This window comes from Streptomyces sp. NPDC006174, from assembly GCF_040614075.1.
Lineage (GTDB): Bacteria > Actinomycetota > Actinomycetes > Streptomycetales > Streptomycetaceae > Streptomyces.
The window spans coordinates 25975-45944 of sequence record NZ_JBEXTJ010000006.1 but is presented as its reverse complement, the minus strand read 5'-3'; the positions used below and the strand labels follow the sequence as shown (position 1 = coordinate 45944).

The following is a 19970-nucleotide window of genomic DNA, read 5'->3' as shown; positions in this document are numbered from 1 at the left end:
TATCCACGGCGCGGGACCGGGCAAGCGCACTTAACGTGGGCAAGGAAGTCCCCACCCCGCCCCGAAGGGAAGAGCGGCGATGACCGAGACCCCCCAGCGAAACAGCCCCGACAGCGGTTCGGGCCAATCCCCTCTGAGCAAGCGCGGCGGAGGCGATCCCGGCACCCGCGGCCGCACCACCATCGCCGACGGCGTCGTCGAGAAGATCGCCGGAATGGCCGCACGCGATGTGGTCGGCGTCCACGCCATGGGCAGCGGCCTGTCCCGGACCCTCGGCGCGGTCCGCGATCGCGTCCCCGGCGGCGGCAAGTCCGTCACCCGAGGGGTCAAGGCCGAGGTCGGCGAGTCCCAGGCCGCTCTCGACCTGGAGATCGTCGTCGAGTACGGCGTGGCCATCTCCGACGTGGCGAGCGATGTGCGCCAGAACGTCGTCGCCGCGGTCGAGCGCATGACCGGCCTCGAAGTCGTCGAGGTCAACATCGCGGTCAGCGACGTCAAGCTGCCCGACGAGGACGACGACGATGACGACGGTGAGTCGCAGCAGCGCGTCCAGTAGGTCCAGGGTTTCCCCGCCGCAAGGCAGTTGAGGAGAGACGATGAGCATGGCTGTGGCCGGTCTGCTGGCCGGCATGGCGCTCGGGTTCGCCGGATATTTCGGCGGCTTCGGAGCCTTCGTACTGGTGGCCGCTCTGGGTGCGGTCGGCTTCGTCGCCGGCCGCTTCCTGGACGGTGACCTGGAACCCGGCGACTTCTTCCGGAGTCGCGAGCGCGGCGACCGGCGACGGTGACGGCGGTGACCGGGCGGGTCGCCGCCGCCGACCGGGGCGAGACCCGCATCGCCGACCGCGTCGTCGCCAAGATCGCCGCCCAGGCGGCGAAGGAAGCCGTCGACGATCCGCCCGAGAACGGTGCCTCCCCGCGCGCCACGGTCACCGTCCACCGCGACACCGCCCGCGTCCGGATCAGCCTGGAGCTCGGCTACCCCGGTGACATCGGCCGCCAGTGCGGTGCCGTACGGAGCAGGGTCGCCCAGCGGGTCAAGGCGCTGGCGGGCATGGAGGTGCCCGAGGTGGCCGTCCAGGTCGAGCGGCTGCACCCGGCCACGAGCGGAGTACAGGGGAGGATCCGATGACCGAACCCGGCGACCACGACGGCCCCGCCGGCTCCACCCGGCGCATGCCCACGGTGGACCAGGACGCCGGCGGCCCGCACCCGCCCGAGGCCGGCACGCCCGCCGCCCACGACCGGGTGCCGACCCTGGAGCAGGGCGGCGGCAGGGCGGGCCGCTTCTGGTCCGCGCGCCGGATCCCGGCCGCGCTGCTGGCCCTGGTGCTCCTGGGCGCCGCCGGGCTGCTGCTCTACGACATCGCCGCCGTACGCGCCGGGCGCCCGGCCATGCAGTGGCGACGCTCGCTGGCCGACGGCCTCGCGGAGCGGCAGCTCGACGATGTCGCGGTGCTCATCGGCGCCGGGGTCGCGGCGGCCATCGGCCTCTGGCTGCTCCTGCTCGCCCTCACTCCCGGCCTGCGGGACCTGCTGCCGATGCGCCGCGACCGCGCCTCCGTACGCGCCGGACTCGACCGCACCGCCGCCGCGCTGGTCCTGCGGGACCGGGCCGTGGAGGTGGCCGGTGTGCAGTCCGTGCGGGTCCGGATGGGCCGGCGCAAGGCCAAGGTGCGGGCCCTCTCGCACTTCCGGGAACTCGACGACGTACGCGAGGATCTGAACACCGTACTGGCCAAGGCCGTCGGCGAGCTGGGCCTGGCGAAGGAGCCGGGCCTCTCCGTCCAGGTGCACCGGCCGGCGAAGAAGGGATGAGCGGCATGCGCTCCACCGTCAACCGGGTCCTGCTGGCCCTGGCCGGGCTCGTCCTCATCGTCGTCGGCGGAGCGGTCCTCGCCGTCGGCCTCGGTGCTTCCCTGCCGTCCTGGTGGCCCTGGGACGGCAAGAACGACGTGCTGCTCAGCGCCGCCGACCGGGGCCGCTGGCGCGACGAGGGCTGGTGGTGGCCGACGGTGATCGCGATCCTCGCGGTGCTGGTGGTCCTCGCGCTGTGGTGGCTCCTGGCCCAGCTCCGGCGCGGCCGCCTCTCCGACGTCCTGGTCGACAGCGGCGACGGCGAGGGCGCGCAGGTGCGGGGCAAGGCGCTGGAAGGTGTGCTGGCCGAGGAGGCGGGCCAGGTCGACGGAGTGGCCCGCGCCCAGGCGGCCCTGACCGGCCGCCGGACCGCGCCGCGCGCCCGGATCCGGCTGCTGATGGAGCCGGACGCCGCGCCCGGCCAGGCGCTGAACGCGGTGGCCGACGGAGCGCTGGCGCACGCCCGCGAGTCGGCGGGACTGGACGAACTCCCGGCCGAGGTACGGCTGCGGGCCGTCAAGCACCGCGCGGAACGGGTGTCCTGACGGCCCGGAGGCGTACGAGGCAGAGGACAGCGGCTCAGAAGCCGCGCCGCGAACCGCCGTCGACCGGCACCATGATCCCGGTCAGATACGAGGCGGCGGGGGAGAGCAGGAAGGCCGCCGTCTTCCCGAACTCCTCCGGCGTCCCGTAGCGGCGCAGCGGGATGCGCGCCTCGTTGGCCGTACGGGCCGCCTCGGCGTCGCCCGAGAGCGCGTCCAGTTCACGGACCCGGTCGGTGTCGATCCGGGCGGGCAGCACGCCGACGACCCGGATGCCGCGCGGCCCCAGCTCGTCGGCGAGCGACTTGGCGAAACCGGCGAGACCGGGGCGCAGCCCGTTGGAGATGGTCAGTCCGCCGATCGGCTCGTGCACCGAACCGGAGAGCACGAAACCGATGACGCCGCCCTCGCCCAGCGCGGCGGCGGTCGTCCTGGCCAGCCGGACCGCACCGAGGAACACCGTCTCGAACGCCGTCTGCCACTGGTCGTCGGTGTTGTCGGCGACGAGGCCGGGCGCGGGCCCGCCGACGCTGATCAGCACGCCGTCGAGCCGCCCGAACCGCTCCCGGGCCGTGTCCACCAGCCGCTGGGCGGCGCTCGGGTCGGCGTTGTCGGCGGCGAGCCCCACGGCGTCCGGCCCCAGCTCGGCGGCGGCCTCCTCGGCGCCCTTCGCGTCCCGGCCGGTGATGATCACCTTCGCGCCGTCGGCGGCCAGGGCCCGTGCCGTGGCGTTGCCGAGGCCCCGGGTCGCGCCGGTGACGATGTACACGCGGTCCTTCAGTCCAAGATCCATGGACCTATCCTGCCGGGTCCACCCCGGCGAGGTCGACCGCGGAGTTGACCAGCCCGATATGGCTGAACGCCTGCGGGAAGTTGCCCAGCTGCCGCCCGGCCGTCACGTCGTACTCCTCGGCCAGCAGCCCCAGGTCGCTGCGGAGCTCCAGCAGATGCTCGAACAGCTCCCGCGCCTCCTCCGGCCTGCCGATCCGCTGCAACGCGTCCACCAGCCAGAACGAGCAGGCGAGGAACGCCCCCTCGTCGCCCGGCAGCCCGTCGACGGAGACGCCCTCGGTGCTGTAGCGGCGGACCAGCCCGTCGCTGCCCAGCTCGGCGCGGACCGCGTCGACCGTGCCGATGACCCGTGGGTCGTCCGGCGGCAGGAACCCGGTCCGCACGATGAGCAGCGTCGCGGCGTCCAGCTCCTCGGACCCGTAGGACTGGGTGAAGGTGTTTCGTACGGGGTCGTAGCCCTTCTCGCACACCTCGGCGTGGACGGCGTCCCGCATCGCCCGCCAGCGGTCCGCGTCGCCGGGCAGCTCCGGGTTCTCCTCCAGCGAGCACACCGCCCGGTCGGCGGCGACCCAGGCCATCACCTTGGAGTGCACGAAGTGCCGCCGCGCGCCCCGGATCTCCCACAGCCCCTCGTCCGGCTCCCGCCACGACGACTCCAGGAAGCCGAGCAGGCTGAGCTGGAGGTTCCAGGCGTGCGGCTTGTCGTCCAGACCGGCGACCCGGGCCAGCCGGAGCGCGTCGATGACCTCGCCGTACACATCCAGCTGACGCTGGCGGACGGCCGCGTTGCCGGTGCGCACCGGACGGGAGCTCTCGTACCCGGCGAGCCAGGGCAGCTCCATCTCCGGCAGCCGGCGCTCGCCCGCGAGCCCGTACATGATCTGGAGGTCCGCCGGGTCTCCGGCCACGGCCCGCAGCAGCCAGTCGCGCCAGGCCGCCGCCTCCTCCAGATAGCCGGCCGAGACCATCGCACCGAGGGTCAGCGTGGCGTCCCGCAGCCAGCAGAAGCGGTAGTCCCAGTTCCGTACGCCGCCGATCTCCTCCGGCAACGACGTGGTCGGGGCCGCGACGATGCCGCCGGTCGGGGCGTACGTCAGCGCCTTCAGGATGATCAGCGAACGGAGCACGGCCTCGCGGTACGGGCCCTCGTACGTACACCGCTCGGTCCACTTCGCCCAGTCGTGCAGCGTGTGCATCAGCGCCTTGTGCGGGTCGATCAGCTTCGGGCGCGGCGAGTGCGAGGGGTGCCAGGTGAGGACGAACGCCACGCTCTCGCCCTCGGTCACGGTGAACGAGGAGCAGGTGCTGAACTGCTGGCCCCACGTCTTGACCGGCGGTTCGCTGCGCAGCCAGACCGAGTCGGGCCCGGCGACCGCGACCCGGTGGCCGTGCGACTTGCGTACCCACGGCACCACGGAGCCGAAGTCGAACCGCAGCCGCAGCACGGAGCTCATGTCGACGGTCCCGCTGACGCCTTCGACGATCCGCATCACGTCCGGCGACTTGTCGCGCTGCGGCATGAAGTCGATGACCTTGACCGTGCCGGTCCGGGTCTCCCAGATCGTCTCCAGGACCAGCGAATCACCCGCATAGCCGCGCCGGGTACAGGTGTCCGACGGGTCCGTGCCCTGAGGCGCGATGCGCCAGTGGCCGTTCTCCTCGTCGCCGAGCAGAGCGGCGAAACAGGCGCCGGAGTCGAAGCGCGGCAGGCAGAGCCAGTCGATCGAACCGTTCCTGCCGACGAGCGCGGCGGTCTGGAGATCGCCGATCAGGGCGTAGTCCTCGATACGTGGGGTCACGCTCTGGCGTCTTCCCGAACCGGACCCTCGTCAACCAGCCGTTCTGTGTGCCGGAGCTCTCAGAACCCCTGGCGCTCTCAGGCGCTCGCGGTCTCCGGCTGCTCGGCGGCGGTACCGGCCGCCTCACCCTTCGCGGCGGCCTCCTCGCGGTCGCGCTTCTCCCGCCGTACGAGGATGATCCAGCCGACCGGAACGGCGGCGACGAACAGCCACCACTGGACGGCGTACGCCATGTGCGCGCCGATCGAACTGTCGTCGGGGGACGGGATCTGCTCGGGCAGTCCGGCCGAGGGCTGCGGGGCGGTCTGCTCGATGTAGCCGCCGAGGACCTCACGGGAGAGCAGATGCGCCTGCTGCTCGCTGTTGATCAGCATCACCTGCCGGTCCGGCAGCCCCGCCAGGTCCTTGATACCGCTGTTGCCGGTCGTCTCGTCCGCCTTGAGCCGCCCGGTGACGGTCACTTCACCGCGAGGCGCGGGCGGCACGTCCGGGTACGCCGTCTGGTTCGGCGCGGCGGGCACCCAGCCCCGGTTGACCAGGACAGTGGAGCCGTCCTTGAGGTCCAGCGGGGTCAGCACATGTACGCCGATCTTGTCGTCCTCCGACGTACGCCGGCGGACCACCACCTCGTGCTCGGAGTCGAACGTGCCGGTCGCGGTCACCGCCCGCCAGTAGTCGGCGCGCGGGACGGTGTGCCCGGGAGAGGTGAGATCGGTGACCGGGGCCGGATCGGCCTTCAGGTTCCGCGAGATCAGCTCGTTCTGCGCGACCCGGTGCTGATGGCGGTGGAACTGCCAGAAACCCAGCTCGACCATCGTCGGCATCAGTACGAGAGCCAGCAGGGTGAGGATCACCCACTGCCGGGTCAACAGGAAGCGGTACACCCCATGACCGTACAACCGGGGTCATGGGGTGCGGCACTCAGGGGTGCTGCCGGCACTGTCCGGCAGTTGGTGCTTCCATCACACTTTGTCCACGATGCCCGCCTTCCCTTCGGCGCGGGCGCAGTGGGCGCCGCAGTACCAGTGCCCGTCGGCCTCGACGCCCTGACCGATCACCTGGACCCGGCAGTGCTCGCAGATCGGCGCCATGCGGTGGATGGCGCAGGAGAAGCAGTCGAAGACGTGCACCGCACCTTGTGCGTGCACCTCGAAGGACATGCCGTAGTCGTTTCCGCAAACCTCACAACGTGCCATGCGCCACAGGGTGGGACGCCCGGCAGCGCCGGGCGAGCGGCGGCCGGGCGAGTCGCGCCGGGTTCACTCCGATGACGGGGTGGCCTCCGACGGTGGCGGCGGTGCCTGGTGCGGCAGTACAGCGCCTTCGGCGGGCGCCACATCGCGCAGCAGATGGGTGAAGGCGCTCTCCTCCAGGATCGGCGTGCCGAACGCCTTCGCCTTCTGCGTCTTGGAGGTCGCCGCGTCCGGGTCGTTGGTCACCAGCAGGCTGGTCAGCCGCGACACGCTGGTCGCCACATGCAGTCCGGCCTCCACGGCCCGGTCCTCCAGCAGCTCCCGGTCGACCGAGGTGTCCCCGGAGAACGCCACCCGCATCCCCTGCTTGAGCGGCTTCTCCTTCTCGTACCGCCCAGGGTTCGGGTACGGGCAGGCCGGCCGCTTCCGCGAGGGCCGCCAGCTGTTCGGCTGGCGCGCGGGGCGGTAACCGACGCGCGGGGTGACGGGGGAGTCGGACCACTCGGTCAGCGGCAGGCACTCCAGCAAGGGCAGCCGCACCCCGCCCCGCGCCGCCGCGTGCAGACTCGGCCGGAACGCCTCGGCCAGCACCCGGGCGTCGTCCAGCGCGTGGTGCGCGTGCTGCTGTACGACGCCGAAGTGGGCGGCGAGCGAGGCCAGCTTGTGGTTGGGCAGCGGCAGCCGCAGCTCCTTGGCGAGCGCGATCGTGCAGAGCCGCTGCTCGACCGGCGCGACCACGGAGGCGCGTGCGTACTCCCGGGCGATCATGGACCAGTCGAACGCCGCGTTGTGCGCGACGAGCACCCGGTCCGCGAGCCGCGCCGACAGCTGCTCGGCCACCTCCGGGAAGAGCGGCGCGCCTTCCAGCACATCGCTCGTCAGCCCGTGGATCCAGACGGGACCGGGGTCCCGCTCGGGATTCACCAGCGTGTACCAGTGGTCCTCGACATTGCCCAGGGCGTCGAGCCGGTAGACGGCGGCGGAGATGATCCGGTCGTCCCGGGCGAGGCCGGTGGTCTCCACGTCGACGACCGCGTACCCCTGCGGGTAGGCGGTCGGCCACGGTGCGGCTGTCTGGCGGTCGTCGAGCATGGTCACAGAGAATACGGGCCGCGACTGACAGTGCCCTATTCGGCGGGGTGGGTGGGGTGTTCAGGGGAGGCGGACGATGCGGTCCGGTGGGAAGAGGTGGGTGCCGGTGACGTCGGCGCCGTAGCCGATCTCGATCGTCAGGTGCTCCGCATCGGCGAGGGGAGTGAGGTCGACCGGCTTTCTCGGGTCGTGGAGGCTCAGCTTGGTGAGGGCAGGAAGGCCGGCCAGCGGCGCGAGACCTGGGGCGGTCAGGGAGCAGTCGAACAGCAGCAGGTCGGTCAGTCGGCCGAAGGGTGCCAGTTGGCGCAGGTCCAGCTCCACCATGTTGCTGAGCAGCAGATGGGCCAGCCCGAACAGCGACTCCTCGCGGCTGAGCTGCTGCAGATGATCGGGGAAGTACAGCCCCAGCCGTTCGAGCCCCGGCCAGCGGCTGCCGAGGTCTGCCAGGTGGAGGTACCGGGTCTGGGGCAGCAGGTCGAGAGAGGTCCCGTTCTCGCAGACGGGCAGCTCACCCGTGTGGTGGCCGAGCGTCAGATGCCGGAGGTCCGGCATGTCGCTCAGCGGCGCGAGGTCGAGCGTTCCGTGGAGTTGGACCAGGCAGAGCCATTCCAGGCCCGGCCGCGCCAGCGGAGCGATGTCCCGGACCTCCGTACAGTGACTCAGGCCGATCTCATGGACCCGCTCCATCCGTGCCAGCGGACGGAGATCGGTGAGGTCCCCGTTGCGGAGGAGGAAGACCCGCTCCGTCTCCGGCCGCGTCCACAGTGCTGAGAGGTCGGCGTGGTCACCTGTCACCTGCGCGGCCTTCAGATGCGGGATGTGCCGGAGCGCGGACAGTTGTGCGGACGTCCGCACCTGGGCGTACGTGTCGTCCCAGGTCCGGGCCGCCATCACCTCCCGCGCGTAGTGGTCCGCGTCGAAGTGCTCCCAGGAGACGGAGAGCTGGTGAGCGACCAGGCTCCGCCGGTCGTCCCGGAACTGCTTCACCAGCTCGTACGCCACGTCCGTGCGCACAGCCGCCGCTGTCCGCACCACCGCCTCGGCCTGCCGGCCCGTCAGACCGTCCACCACCGGAGACAGGAGTTCCAGAGCGAGATCACCCACCTTGGCCAGCTCGTCGATGCTCTCCTGGCTGTCCGGCGGCAACAGCCTCCCCGTCCGCTCCTCCACCTCCCCCCGCACCGCAGGATCCAGCTCCGGCGCATGGGCCAGACTCCCCGCAGCCAGCAGCACCAGCCGGTGCCCGTGCTCCGGCTCCGCGTCCGCCCGCCTCAGCAACCCCCGCAACAGCGCCGCCCGCTCATCCGGCCGCGCGTGCCCCACCGCCATCTGCACCACGTCGTCCCACTGGTCCTCGTGGGCATGGCTGACCAGGACGCCGAAGTCGCGGGCCTCCACCGCGGCCTTCGCGCCCAGGTAGTCCTGGAAGGTGCGATGCACGAACCCCACCACGCCCGGGGCCGGTTCGCGGAGGAGACCGCTGCGGTTCAACAGATGCGCGAAGATCTGGTCAGGAACGCCCCGGACCTGGGACATGGCCCGCATCCAGTCCGCGATCATGGCCACCGCCTCGTCCTGCCGCGCCTCGACCAGGCCGTTGCGGATCAGCCAGTACGCGAGGTGCTGCAGCAGCGCCGTCTGCTCCTCGCGGGTCAGGTCGACGCCCTCCACGCCGACGATCTCGCGCTCGGTGTCGCGCCGCACCAGCAGCATGTCCAGCGCCGCGTCGTACAGCTCCTTGCGCGCCCGAGGCAGTTGCATCCGGCGGTCCCGGTTCAGCGCGCAGAGCAGAGCGCACATCAGCGGGTTCGTCGCGAGCAGCCCCAGGTCCCGGCGGGTGCCGACGACCCGGCGGAGCGCGCTCTCGTACCGGTCCAACTCGGCGCCCTCCTCCTCGGACCCGCATTCCGAGCGCGCCGCCCGATGCCAGTGGCCGATGAACGCGCGTACGTCCTCCTGGCGCATCGCCAGCAACGTGTGCGGCTCGAAGCCGGAGGCGGAGAGCCAGGTCTCGGGGACGGCGGACGGGCGGGTCGTCACCACGTACTTGGCCAGGGGATAGGCGACGATCAGGTCCTTCAGCCAGCGCTCCGTGCGCTTGCGCAGCCGCTCCGGCACCTCGTCGACCCCGTCGACCAGCACCAGTGCCCGGCCCTGCCGCATCATCCGGTCCGCCCAGCCGGCCGGGGCCGAGCCGTGCAGCGGTACGCCGGTGGCGCGAAGGAAGTCCGCCGGGGCGGGCAAGATGTCGAGGGCGGTGAAGGCACGGAGCCGCAGCACAAAGGGCACAGAGCGATTCCAGTCCGCCAGCTCACTCCCGAACGACCGCCGGGCCGCGTTCAGTGCCAGCCACTGCACCAGCGTGCTCTTGCCGGAACCGGCAGGGCCTCGCAGCAGCAGCCGGTCCCGCTCGCCTAAGGCCTGCTCGATCCTGACCGTGGTCCGGACCGGATGATCCAGACCGAGCCGGTCGACGGTCCCGTACTCGCCGCTGACCTCCAGACCGATGTACGCCGTCTCCAGCGGCCACCCGCCCGCCGACCGCCCCAGCGTCAGCCCGAACAGCTCCACCCGGCTGTTGGCCGCCGCCACGAACTCCGCGTACCGCCGCTCGAAGTCGAGATCCACCGCGTCCGGGCGCGGACCGACCCGGTCCCGTACGTCCTCCACCAGCGCGCGCGTCCGCTCCGCCTTCCGGACCTGCTCCACCGCCGCCCGCGCCGCGAACGACGGATGGGCCGTCAGCTGCTCCACCACGTGCGCACAGCAGCGGCCGAGCAGCTCCTCGTACAGCTCGCGGGCGCGCGCCGAGAGCCCGGCTGCCGGGGCCGAGAGCTCGGCGCGCAGCCGCTCCGGATTCAGCTCCAGCGCGAACAGCCGGTCGGTGTCCAGGACGCCGGCCGAGAACGTGTCCTGTACGGAGGTGAGCGCGGCCAGCCGCTCGTGCTCGGGGAGATCCGCGTACGCCTCGGACAGGCGGCCCGCCAGCACCTTCGCCAGCCGGTCCGGCTTCGCGGGGCGGGGAAGCGGGCGGACCGGGTCCGGGACCAGGCCTGCTCCCGGCCTGGGGGTCAACAACGCCTTGGTGGCGGCGCCGATCACCGTCGTGGCCAGCCGAATCAGCGCAACTTCCGTACCGGACACGTGCGTTCCTCCTCCTCGACGGCGCGCGTCCGCAAATCCTACGGCCCGGTCCGTTGGCAGAAGGTGCCAAAGTCTGCTGACAACAGGTCTCGCATACTTGTGGGTAACAACCTCTAGCCCTCACCGACCGGCGGCCCTACGGTGCTCGCATGGAGCCGAACCTGCCCGATGTCGTGCTGTGGTCAATACCGGCCTTCGTGCTGCTCACCGTGATCGAGATGGTCAGTTACCGCTTCCATCCGGACGAGGACGCGGCCGGCTACGACACCAAGGACGCCGCGACCAGCGTCACCATGGGGCTCGGCAGCCTCGGGTTCGACCTGCTGTGGAAGATCCCCATCCTCGCCATCTACATGGGCCTCTACGAACTGACGCCGCTGCGGGTGCCCGTGGTGTGGTGGACCGTCCTGCTGATGCTCCTGGCCCAGGACTTCTTCTACTACTGGTCCCACCGAGGCCACCACGTCATCCGGATCCTGTGGGCCTGCCACGTGGTCCACCACTCCAGCCGGAAGTTCAACCTCACCACCGCGCTGCGCCAGCCCTGGACCTCCGCCACCGTCTGGCCCTTCTACCTGCCGCTGATCGCCTGCGGTGTCCACCCGGCGGCGCTCGCCTTCTGCCAGTCGGCCAACCTCGTCTACCAGTTCTGGGTGCACACCGAGCGCGTCGGCAAGCTTCCGCGTCCCTTCGAGTACGTCCTCAACACGCCGTCCCACCACCGCGTCCACCACGCCTCGCAGGGCAGCTACCTGGACCGCAACTACGGCGGCATCCTGATCATCTGGGACCGGATGTTCGGGTCCTTCGCGGCCGAGACCGAGCGGCCCGTCTACGGCCTCACCAAGAACATCGCCACCCACAACCCGCTGCGCGTGGCCACTCACGAGTACGCCGCCATCGCCCGGGACGTCCGGGCCGCCGGGAGCTGGAGCGAGCGCGCCGGACGGGTCTTCCGAGGCCCGGGCTGGCAGCCGGCCGCGAAGGCGGGAGCCCTCACCGCGGCGCCCGTCGGAGCCGTCGTGCCCGATCCCGTTCCCGTACGCGCCGAAGCCGCCGCCGTACCCGTTCCCGTACGCGCCGAAGCACCCGCCACGGCCACGGCCCCGGAGCACACCCGATGAGCGCCACCGCGTCCTACTCCGCTGGGCCGGAAGGCGCCGGTACGCGGCGGGCCGAGCGGTTCGCGCGGCCCCTGCTCATCGCCTTCCTCGTCGCGGCCGCCGTCGACCTGGCCGGCGTCCTCGCCGGTCTCGACACCCTCCACCTGGTCGCCAAGCCGCTGCTGATGCCGGTGCTCGCCGGGTACGCGGCCGTGCGGGGCGGGCCGCGGCTGCTGATCGCCGCCCTGCTGTTCGGGTGGGGCGGTGATGTGTTCCTGCTCGCCGACAACGACCTGGCGTTCCTCCTCGGGATGGGCTCCTTCGCCGTCGGCCATGTCTGCTACCTGACGCTGTTCGGGCGAGGGCGAGGACAGGGCCGGCGGCCGCGTGCGTCGCCGGCCGCCGGGATCGCGTACGCCGTCGTGCTCGTCGTCTTCCTCGTCCTGATCTGGCCCGACCTTCCGGCCGACCTGCGCGCCCCGCTGACCGGCTACAGCCTGCTGCTCACCGCGATGGCGTGGCGGGCCGGCGTCCTCGGCCGGTACGCGGCGGCCGGCGGGGCGCTCTTCCTCCTCTCCGACGCTCTCATCGCCACCGGCATCGCCGAGTGGCCCCGGCTGCCCGCGCCCGACTTCTGGGTCATGCTCACCTACATCGCCGCGCAGTTCCTGCTGGCCGTCGGAGTGCTCACGGCAGCCGGGCGGGGCGGGGCCTACCGGCGGACGGCGTCCAGCGCGTCCACCAGGCCGGTTCCGTAGAAGCCGTTGTCGTTCGTGCCGCCTTCGCAGACGGCGTCGATGACTCCGTCGTCGTTGTAGTCGTACGGTGCGCCGCACGCCTTGGCGTCCGCCTGGAGGCCGAGCAGGGCCTTCACGGCGGCCGGTGAGGCGTACGGGTGGCGGGACTTGATCAGGGCCGCGACGCCCGCGACGTGCGGAGAGGCCATCGACGTACCGGCTTCGTAGCCGAACCGGCCGCCCGGCAGCGTGGAGAGGATCAGGCCCTCGACGGCCGGTGGTTGAGGGGTCTGGTAGCCCGGTACGTCGCCGCCCGGGGCCGCGATGTCGATGACGCCCTTGCCGTAGTTGGAGTACGAGGACTTGATGCCCTCGGCGCCCGTCGCGGAGACGGTCACCACGCCCGGCAGCATGGCCGGGACGTCGGGGCAGATGCGCGGGTCGACCGTCCGGGTGACCGGCTCGGTGTCGTTCGGGCTGGACCGGTCCTCGATGGTGCGGGACAGGTCGTGGCGGGCGTTGCCGGCTGCGGCGACGTTGACCGTGCCCTTGCGCTCGGCGTACTTCACCGCGCGGGTGAGCGACTCGACCAGCGCGCCCTGGTCCGGGTCGTTCTTGCAGGCGAACTGCCACGGGTCGGTGTAGTAGCTGTTGTTCGTCACGTCGACGCCGTGCTCGGCAGCCCAGACGAAGCCGCAGACGACGGCCTCGGTGTAGAAGTAGCTGCTCGGCGTCGACACCTTGATGCCCGCGACCTTCACGCCCGGCGCCACGCCGGTGATCCCGTAGCCGTTCTTCGCCGCGGCGACGATTCCCGCCACATGCGTGCCATGAGGGTTCTCGCCCGCCGCCGGGCGCCAGGAGCCGGCGGTGGTGTCCGGTGCGCCCGATGCGCAGTTGACGGATGCTTCGCGGTCGAAGTTGGGCGCCAGGTCGGGGTGCGTGTCGTCGACGCCGGTGTCGATGACGGCGACGGTGACCCGCTTCGAGCCGAGCGACTTCTGGTGGGCCTTGTCCGCCTTGATCGCGGGCAGCGACCACTGCAGCGGCTCCAGCGGATCCTCATCGGCGGTGGATCTCGCGGCAGCGGTGGCCGCCTGGCCTTCGGTCAGCGGCTTGGACAAGGCACCGACGTCCTTGGTGGCCTGCGGCACGATGGGGTTGGTGCGGGTGGCGCCGGCCGAGTGCACGCCTCGTACGCGGCGGATCGTTTCGCCGAAGGCCGGGTTCTGGGAGTGCGCGACGATGACGCCGATCTGCTCGTACGAGATGACGACCGTGCCGCCGGCCTGCTCGACGGCCCTCTCCACCTGCTGGACGGCCGCGTGGCCGCTGCCGGTGTTGACGACGTAACTCAGTTTCGGTCCGTCGGTCCGAGCGGTCGCCGTGGCCGTGGTCGCCGGGAGGAAGCCGAGCGACGCGATGAGCGCGAGTCCGACGGGCAGCGCGAGGGCGCGGGTCCGTCTCGATGCCAGATGAGCCATGGGTTCTCCACATCATCCGTGCCGGTCGACCGGACACCTGGCGTGTTCGGCCGCGTACATGACGAGTGAAGCTATCGCCGGTCTTCCCGGCCCATCAACGCTTGCGCGCAGGTGTGTTCGAAGAGCTGATCTGTGCTGCCGCCCGCAAAGGAGCGTGTTCAGGACGCCGGGATGCGGCCGAGAAGGCGAAAGATCCGGTGAACCGCTTCGTCGCGCCCTCCGTGCCGTTGTCCAGGAGGCACGTGACCGTTTCCCGGTATGCGAGGCCTCCCATGACACCCACCGTCCCCCAGTTCACCGCACCCGCGTCGCGAGGAGATTCCGTGGCTACCGATGCACCGCCGCCCGAGGGCCGTTCCGACACCAGCCCGGCCCAGCCCACCACCGAGGCGTTCAACGCGGTGCACGCGAGTGCCGAGTTCGCCGACCTGCGCCACTCGTTCCGTTCCTTCGCCTTTCCGCTCACCGTCGCCTTTGTGACCTGGTACCTGCTCTACGTCCTGCTCTGCAACTACGCGGGCGGCTTCATGGGCACCAAGGTCGTCGGCAACATCAACATGGCGCTCGTCCTCGGCCTGGCCCAGTTCGCCACCACCTTCCTCATCGCCCGGCTCTACTCCCGGCACGCCGCGAACAAGCTCGACCCGAAGGCCGAAGCGATCAAGTCCCGTATGGAGGCCGACGTATGAGCGCCGCCCACACCCTCTATCCGACCGTCCAGCTCGCCGCCGACGGTGCGGGCGAGCACCGGCCGCTGATCATCACCCTGTTCGCCGCCTTCGTCGTCGCGACGCTCTTCATCACCGTGTGGGCCGGCCGCCAGACCAAGAGCGCCGCCGACTTCTACGCGGGCGGACGCCAGTTCACCGGGTTCCAGAACGGGCTCGCGGTCTCCGGCGACTACATGTCCGCGGCGTCCTTCCTCGGTATCGCGGGCGCCATCGCCCTCTTCGGTTACGACGGCTTCCTCTACTCCATCGGCTTCCTCGTCGCCTGGCTCGTCGCCCTGCTCCTGGTCGCCGAACCGCTCCGCAACTCCGGCCGCTACACCATGGGCGACGTCCTCGCCTACCGGATGCGCCAGCGGCCCGTGCGTACCGCCGCCGGTACGTCCACCATCGTCGTCTCGATCTTCTACCTGCTGGCCCAGATGGCCGGCGCCGGCGTCCTCGTCTCGCTGCTGCTCGGCATCACCAGCGACTTCGGCAAGATCGTCATCGTCGCGCTGGTCGGCGTGCTGATGATCCTGTACGTCACCATCGGCGGCATGAAGGGCACCACCTGGGTGCAGATGGTCAAGGCCGTCCTGCTCATCGCGGGCACCCTGCTCATCACCTTCCTGATCCTGCTGAAGTTCAACTTCAACATCTCCGACCTGCTCGGCACCGCCGCCAGCAACAGCGGCAAGGGCGCGGCGTTCCTGGAGCCGGGCCTGAAGTACGGCGCCACCGGCGTCTCGAAGCTGGACTTCATCTCGCTCGGCCTCGCGCTGGTCCTCGGTACCGCGGGCCTGCCGCACATCCTGATCCGCTTCTACACCGTGCCCACCGCCAAGGCCGCCCGTAAGTCCGTGAACTGGGCGATCGGCATCATCGGCGCCTTCTACCTGATGACGATCGTGCTCGGCTTCGGCGCGGCCGCGATCCTCAACCCGGACGACATCATCGCCTCGAACAAGGCGGGCAACACGGCGGCGCCACTCGCCGCTCTGGAGATCGGCGGCGGCTCCGGGTCCACCGGCGGCGCGATCCTCCTCGCGGTGATCTCCGCCGTCGCCTTCGCGACCATCCTCGCCGTCGTCGCCGGACTCACCCTCGCCTCCTCCTCGTCCTTCGCGCACGACATCTACGCCAACGTGATCCGCAAGGGGAAGGCCACCGAGAAGGAGGAGGTCCGCGCCGCGCGCTGGGCCACCGTCGCCATCGGCATCGTCTCCATCGCGCTCGGCGCACTCGCCCGCGACCTCAACGTGGCAGGCCTCGTGGCCCTCGCCTTCGCGGTCGCCGCCTCCGCCAACCTGCCGACGATCCTCTACAGCCTCTTCTGGAAGCGCTTCACCACACAGGGCGCCCTCTGGTCCATCTACGGCGGCCTCTCCTCCTCCGTCCTGCTGGTGCTCTTCTCACCGGTCGTCTCCTCCAAGCCGACCTCGATGTTCCCGAGCGTCGACTTCGCCTGGTTCCCGCTGGAGAACCCTGGCCTGATCTCGATCCCGCTCGGCTTCCTGCTCGGCTGGCTCGGCTCGGTGATCGGCAAGGAGAAGGCCGACGCGGACAAGTACGCCGAGCTGGAGGTCAAGTCCCTCACCGGCACCGGAGCGCACTGAGAGAAGGAATTCACGGAGCCGTTCGGTTCATCACCCACCTCCGCGGCCGGGCCGCGTCGTAGAGTCCTACGACGCGGCCCGGCCGCACCTCGTGGCAAACGGGCCCCCGCGATGTCACAGGTCTCACGTAGGCTCGGAAGAGATCGACCGTACCGACACCACACCGACCGCACCGACACCACCGGGGGAGGAGAGCCACCGTGCTCATCGACACCTTTGACAGGGTCGCCACCGACCTGCGCGTGTCACTGACCGACAAGTGCAATCTGCGGTGCACCTACTGCATGCCGGAAGAAGGCCTGCAGTGGCTCGGCAAGAGCGAGCTGCTGTCGGACGACGAGATCGTCCGCCTGATCCGCATCGCGGTCACCAGCCTCGGCATCACCGAGGTCCGCTTCACCGGCGGCGAGCCGCTGCTCCGCCCCGGCCTCGTCTCCATCGTCGAGCAGTGCGCCGCGCTCACCCCGCGCCCGCGCATGTCCCTCACGACCAACGGCATCGGCCTCAAGCGGACCGCCGCCGCCCTCAAGGCCGCGGGCCTCGACCGGGTCAACGTCTCGCTGGACACCCTGCGCCCGGACGTCTTCAAGACCCTCACCCGCCGCGACCGCCACCAGGACGTCCTGGAAGGCCTCGAAGCCGCCCGCGAGGCCGGCCTCACCCCGGTGAAGGTCAACTCCGTCCTGATGCCGGGACTCAACGACGACGAGGCACCCGAGCTGCTGGCCTGGGCCGTGGCCAACGCGTACGAGCTCCGCTTCATCGAGCAGATGCCGCTCGACGCCCAGCACGGCTGGAAGCGCGACGGCATGATCACCGCAGGTGACATCCTCGCCTCGCTGCGCACCCGCTTCACCCTCACCGCCGAGGACGACGAGGCCCGCGGCTCCGCTCCGGCCGAGCGCTGGACCGTCGACGGCGGCCCGCACCGCGTCGGCGTCATCGCCTCGGTCACCCGCCCGTTCTGCCGCGCCTGCGACCGCACCCGGCTCACCGCCGACGGCCAGGTCCGCACCTGCCTCTTCGCCCGCGAGGAGACCGACCTGCGCTCCGCACTCCGCTCGGACGCGCCGGACGCGGATATCGCCCAGCTCTGGAAGACGGCGATGTGGGGCAAGAAGGCGGGCTCCGGACTGGACGACCCGTCCTTCCTCCAGCCCGACCGCCCGATGTCGGCGATCGGCGGCTGACACTCAGCCCGCTCCGGGGCCGGACTCCCAGTCGGCGAGCGCCACGACGTCCTTGAGAAACCCTCGTACGCCCAGGAACTGCGAGAGGTGCTCCCGGTGCTCCTCGCAGGCCAGCCAGGTCTTGCGCCGCTCGGGAGTGTGCAGCTTCGGGTTGTTCCAGGCGAGCACCCAGACCGCGTCGGCCCGGCAGCCCTTGGCGGAACAGATCGGGGCACCGGCGGCGCTCTCGGCGGATGTCTCGGGAAAGATCACGGGACCCAGCCTAAGTCAGGTGCTCCGCACGCTGAACGACGCATCCCCGGCCGGAGAAACGGCGACGCCGAGCAGCCACGGGGGGAGCTGCCCGGCGTCGGTCCATCGCTCCGACGGGGGATGCGGAGCGCCTCTGAAGTATGTCACGGGCACCCGGGTGCGGTGCACCGGAACGTCATGATTGATCTGAGCTTTTCCTGAGCTTCGCGGGGCGCCCGGGCTCAATTGTGCTCCTGCGGCGGCGGCACCCGGCCGGCCCGCTCGTCAGAGCCCGAGGACTCGGCGCTACCGGTGGTCTCGGCCGCCTCGACAGCGGGCCGCATCGGTGCGGTGAGATACGTCGACGGCAGCGAAGGAGCGTTCTCCCGGCCCGCGTTGGCGATGACCACCGCCACGTACGGCAGCAGCACACCCAGAGCGAGCGCCACGATCGCGACGTGCCGCTCCACGTTCCACAGCACCGCGGCCAGGATCACCGAGACCGTACGCACGGACATCGAGATCACATAGCGCCGCTGCCTGCCCCGCACATCGTCGGCCAGCCCCTGACGGGCTCCCGTGATCCGGAAGACCTCCACCTCGTCGCTCTTCCGCAGCATGTGCTCCACCACCAGATCTCTGTGCCGGACGCTCCGGGACCGGGCCGCATCCACGGTACGCCGACCCGCCGGCGTACCGAAGGCCGGGGCGGCGCACCACCGCCGCCCGAGCGCGCCCTCACCCGTTCGGCCCGTCCGGAATGCGATCCTCCGTTCACCGTCCAAGACTGGCCGGACGCGCACTCCGCGCCGTACGAGGAGGCGAAATGAGCTGGTTGTGGGCAATCATCGTGGGTCTGGTGCTCGGTGTGATCGCACGAGCGATCTTGCCGGGCAAACAGGACATTCCACTCTGGCTGACGGTCATCTTCGGTATTCTCGGCTCCATCCTCGGTAACGCCGTGGCCGGCTGGATCGGCGTCGAGGACACCAAGGGCATCGACTGGATCCGCCATCTGCTCCAGCTGATCGGTGCCGTGGTCGTCGTCGGTGTCGGTGACATGGCCTGGCAGTCCATCCGGGGCAACAAGCGCAGAACCTGACCGCGCACAGCACAGCGCCGCGGCCGGACACGCGAGGAAGAGCGTGTCCGGCCGCGGCGCTGTCACGGCGTACTTCAGCCGGCCGGGACGACCTCCACGGCCGCCAGGTTCTTCTTGCCCCGGCGCAGCACCAGCCAGCGCCCGTGCAGCAGCTCCGCGGTGTCCGGAGCGGCCTCACCGTCGGCGACCTTCGCGTTGTTCACGTACGCGCCGCCCTCCTTCACCGTGCGCCGGGCTCCCGACTTGCTCGGCGCGAGGCCGACCTCCACCAGGAGGTCCACCAGCGGACCCAGCTCGGCGACCCGGGCGTGCGGCACCTCGGAGAGGGCCGCGCTCAGCGTCGCCTCGTCCAGCTCGGCCAGATCACCCTGGCCGAACAGCGCCTTCGACGCCGCGATGACCGCCGCGCACTGCGCACCGCCGTGCACCAGCGTGGTCAGCTCCTCGGCCAGCGCCCGCTGCGCCGAACGGGCCTGCGGCCGCTCCTCGGTCAGCTGCTCCAGCTCCTCCAGCTCGGCGCGGCTCTTGAAGCTGAGGATGCGCAGGTACCGCGAGATGTCCCGGTCGTCCACGTTCAGCCAGAACTGGTAGAACGCGTACGGCGTGGTCATCTCCGGGTCCAGCCAGACGGCACCGCTCTCGGACTTGCCGAACTTGGTCCCGTCCGCCTTCACCATCAGCGGCGTCGCCAGCGCGTGCACGGTGGCACCCGGCTCCAGCCGGTGGATCAGGTCGATGCCCGCCGTGAGGTTGCCCCACTGGTCGCTGCCGCCCTGCTGGAGGACACAGCCGTAGCGGCGGTACAGCTCCAGGAAGTCCATGCCCTGGAGCAGCTGGTAGCTGAACTCGGTGTAGCTGATGCCTTCCTGCGACTCCAGCCGGCGCGCGACCGAGTCCTTGGTGAGCATCTTGTTGACCCGGAAGTGCTTGCCGATGTCCCGCAGGAACTCGATCGCGGACATGCCCGCGGTCCAGTCCAGGTTGTTGACCATCGTCGCCGCGTTCGGGCCCTCGAAGGTGAGGAAGGGTTCGATCTGCTCCCGCAGCCGCCGCACCCAGGCCGCGATGGTCTCCGGGTCGTTCAGCGTGCGCTCGGCGGTCGGACGCGGGTCACCGATCTGACCGGTGGCCCCGCCGACCAGAGCGAGCGGGCGGTGTCCGGCCAGCTGGAGCCGGCGCACCGTGAGGACCTGCACGAGGTGGCCCACGTGCAGGCTCGCCGCCGTCGGGTCGAAGCCGCAATAGAAGGTGACGGGACCGTCCGCGAGAGCCTTGCGCAATGCGTCCTCGTCAGTGGACTGGGCGAACAGCCCGCGCCACTTCAGCTCGTCGACGATGTCCGTCACGGTTCCGGTGCTCCTTGCAGCTGGTAGGGATG

The 19970-nt window shown here is 70.9% G+C and carries 21 protein-coding genes; 11 read left to right on the top strand and 10 right to left on the bottom strand.

What is annotated here, in order from left to right:
* Positions 1-79: 79 nt before the first annotated feature.
* Genes ABZ267_RS14885 through amaP form a run of 5 tightly spaced genes read left to right on the top strand, consistent with a single transcriptional unit; the run spans position 80 to position 2402 of the window.
* The gene (locus ABZ267_RS14885) at positions 80-556 is read left to right on the top strand and encodes an Asp23/Gls24 family envelope stress response protein (protein WP_356748460.1); all 477 of its coding nucleotides are present in this window, start codon (positions 80-82) and stop codon (positions 554-556) included.
* Between the two features lie 40 nt (positions 557-596).
* The gene (locus ABZ267_RS14880) at positions 597-788 is read left to right on the top strand and encodes a hypothetical protein (RefSeq protein ID WP_093709428.1); all 192 of its coding nucleotides are present in this window, start codon (positions 597-599) and stop codon (positions 786-788) included.
* On the top strand, positions 785-1132 hold the full coding sequence (locus tag ABZ267_RS14875; protein WP_356748458.1) for a hypothetical protein: 348 nt from the start codon (positions 785-787) through the stop codon (positions 1130-1132). The genes ABZ267_RS14880 and ABZ267_RS14875 overlap by 4 nt, the downstream gene beginning before the upstream one ends.
* Positions 1129-1818 carry a DUF6286 domain-containing protein gene (locus ABZ267_RS14870; RefSeq protein ID WP_356748456.1) on the top strand — a complete coding sequence of 230 codons (690 nt, stop codon included), beginning with the start codon at positions 1129-1131 and terminating at the stop codon, positions 1816-1818. Before ABZ267_RS14875 ends, ABZ267_RS14870 begins: the two co-directional genes overlap by 4 nt.
* A gap of 5 nt (positions 1819-1823) precedes the next feature.
* A complete protein-coding gene (gene amaP, locus ABZ267_RS14865) occupies positions 1824-2402 on the top strand; it encodes an alkaline shock response membrane anchor protein AmaP (protein WP_356748454.1) in 579 nt (192 codons plus the stop codon).
* Between the two features lie 34 nt (positions 2403-2436).
* On the opposite strand, the gene ABZ267_RS14860 is transcribed toward amaP, so the two are convergent.
* From ABZ267_RS14860 to ABZ267_RS14835, 6 genes are all read right to left on the bottom strand, one after another.
* Positions 2437-3192, bottom strand: coding sequence for an SDR family oxidoreductase (locus tag ABZ267_RS14860; protein WP_356748453.1), 756 nt, complete (start codon positions 3190-3192; stop codon positions 2437-2439).
* Between the two features lie 4 nt (positions 3193-3196).
* The gene (locus ABZ267_RS14855) at positions 3197-4990 is read right to left on the bottom strand and encodes a glycoside hydrolase family 15 protein (RefSeq protein ID WP_356748451.1); all 1794 of its coding nucleotides are present in this window, start codon (positions 4988-4990) and stop codon (positions 3197-3199) included.
* A 77-nt stretch (positions 4991-5067) separates the two neighbouring features.
* Positions 5068-5874: an SURF1 family protein gene (locus ABZ267_RS14850; RefSeq protein WP_356748449.1), complete on the bottom strand. Its 807-nt coding sequence runs from the start codon at positions 5872-5874 to the stop codon at positions 5068-5070.
* A 78-nt stretch (positions 5875-5952) separates the two neighbouring features.
* A complete protein-coding gene (locus ABZ267_RS14845; RefSeq protein ID WP_006123591.1) occupies positions 5953-6186 on the bottom strand; it encodes a hypothetical protein in 234 nt (77 codons plus the stop codon).
* A gap of 63 nt (positions 6187-6249) precedes the next feature.
* Positions 6250-7281, bottom strand: a complete 1032-nt coding sequence (locus ABZ267_RS14840; RefSeq protein ID WP_356748447.1) for a DEDDh family exonuclease — start codon at positions 7279-7281, stop codon at positions 6250-6252.
* A gap of 54 nt (positions 7282-7335) precedes the next feature.
* Complete coding sequence (locus ABZ267_RS14835) at positions 7336-10419, bottom strand: NACHT domain-containing protein (protein WP_356748445.1); 3084 nt, start codon at positions 10417-10419, stop codon at positions 7336-7338.
* 149 nt (positions 10420-10568) lie between these two features.
* Between ABZ267_RS14835 and ABZ267_RS14830 the strand changes: the two genes are divergently transcribed.
* Complete coding sequence (locus tag ABZ267_RS14830) at positions 10569-11543, top strand: sterol desaturase family protein (RefSeq protein WP_356748444.1); 975 nt, start codon at positions 10569-10571, stop codon at positions 11541-11543.
* Positions 11540-12280, top strand: coding sequence for a lysoplasmalogenase (locus ABZ267_RS14825; protein ID WP_356748442.1), 741 nt, complete (start codon positions 11540-11542; stop codon positions 12278-12280). The genes ABZ267_RS14830 and ABZ267_RS14825 overlap by 4 nt, the downstream gene beginning before the upstream one ends.
* Here ABZ267_RS14825 and ABZ267_RS14820 read toward each other — a convergent pair.
* Positions 12235-13743 carry a S8 family serine peptidase gene (locus ABZ267_RS14820; RefSeq protein WP_356748440.1) on the bottom strand — a complete coding sequence of 503 codons (1509 nt, stop codon included), beginning with the start codon at positions 13741-13743 and terminating at the stop codon, positions 12235-12237. The two genes, ABZ267_RS14825 and ABZ267_RS14820, sit on opposite strands and share 46 nt — an antisense overlap.
* 323 nt (positions 13744-14066) lie before the next feature.
* On the opposite strand from ABZ267_RS14820, the gene ABZ267_RS14815 reads away from it, so the two are divergent.
* From ABZ267_RS14815 to moaA, 3 genes are all read left to right on the top strand, one after another.
* Entirely contained in the window at positions 14067-14432 is a 366-nt protein-coding gene (locus ABZ267_RS14815; RefSeq protein ID WP_356748438.1) for a DUF485 domain-containing protein, read from the top strand.
* Positions 14429-16069: a cation acetate symporter gene (locus tag ABZ267_RS14810; protein WP_356748436.1), complete on the top strand. Its 1641-nt coding sequence runs from the start codon at positions 14429-14431 to the stop codon at positions 16067-16069. The genes ABZ267_RS14815 and ABZ267_RS14810 overlap by 4 nt, the downstream gene beginning before the upstream one ends.
* Positions 16070-16269: 200 nt before the next feature.
* Positions 16270-17259 carry a GTP 3',8-cyclase MoaA gene (gene moaA / locus ABZ267_RS14805; RefSeq protein WP_356748434.1) on the top strand — a complete coding sequence of 330 codons (990 nt, stop codon included), beginning with the start codon at positions 16270-16272 and terminating at the stop codon, positions 17257-17259.
* Between the two features lie 3 nt (positions 17260-17262).
* Here the strand turns inward: moaA and ABZ267_RS14800 are convergent, their stop codons facing one another.
* Together ABZ267_RS14800 and ABZ267_RS14795 are read right to left on the bottom strand one after the other, a co-directional pair.
* Positions 17263-17511 carry a hypothetical protein gene (locus ABZ267_RS14800; RefSeq protein WP_356748432.1) on the bottom strand — a complete coding sequence of 83 codons (249 nt, stop codon included), beginning with the start codon at positions 17509-17511 and terminating at the stop codon, positions 17263-17265.
* A gap of 221 nt (positions 17512-17732) precedes the next feature.
* The gene (locus ABZ267_RS14795; protein ID WP_356748431.1) at positions 17733-18110 is read right to left on the bottom strand and encodes a DUF3099 domain-containing protein; all 378 of its coding nucleotides are present in this window, start codon (positions 18108-18110) and stop codon (positions 17733-17735) included.
* Positions 18111-18316: 206 nt separating this feature from the next.
* Between ABZ267_RS14795 and ABZ267_RS14790 the strand changes: the two genes are divergently transcribed.
* On the top strand, positions 18317-18592 hold the full coding sequence (locus ABZ267_RS14790; RefSeq protein WP_356748429.1) for a GlsB/YeaQ/YmgE family stress response membrane protein: 276 nt from the start codon (positions 18317-18319) through the stop codon (positions 18590-18592).
* A 74-nt stretch (positions 18593-18666) separates the two neighbouring features.
* On the opposite strand, the gene tyrS is transcribed toward ABZ267_RS14790, so the two are convergent.
* Positions 18667-19938, bottom strand: coding sequence for a tyrosine--tRNA ligase (gene tyrS / locus ABZ267_RS14785; RefSeq protein WP_356748427.1), 1272 nt, complete (start codon positions 19936-19938; stop codon positions 18667-18669).
* Between the last annotated feature and the right edge of the window lie 32 nt (positions 19939-19970).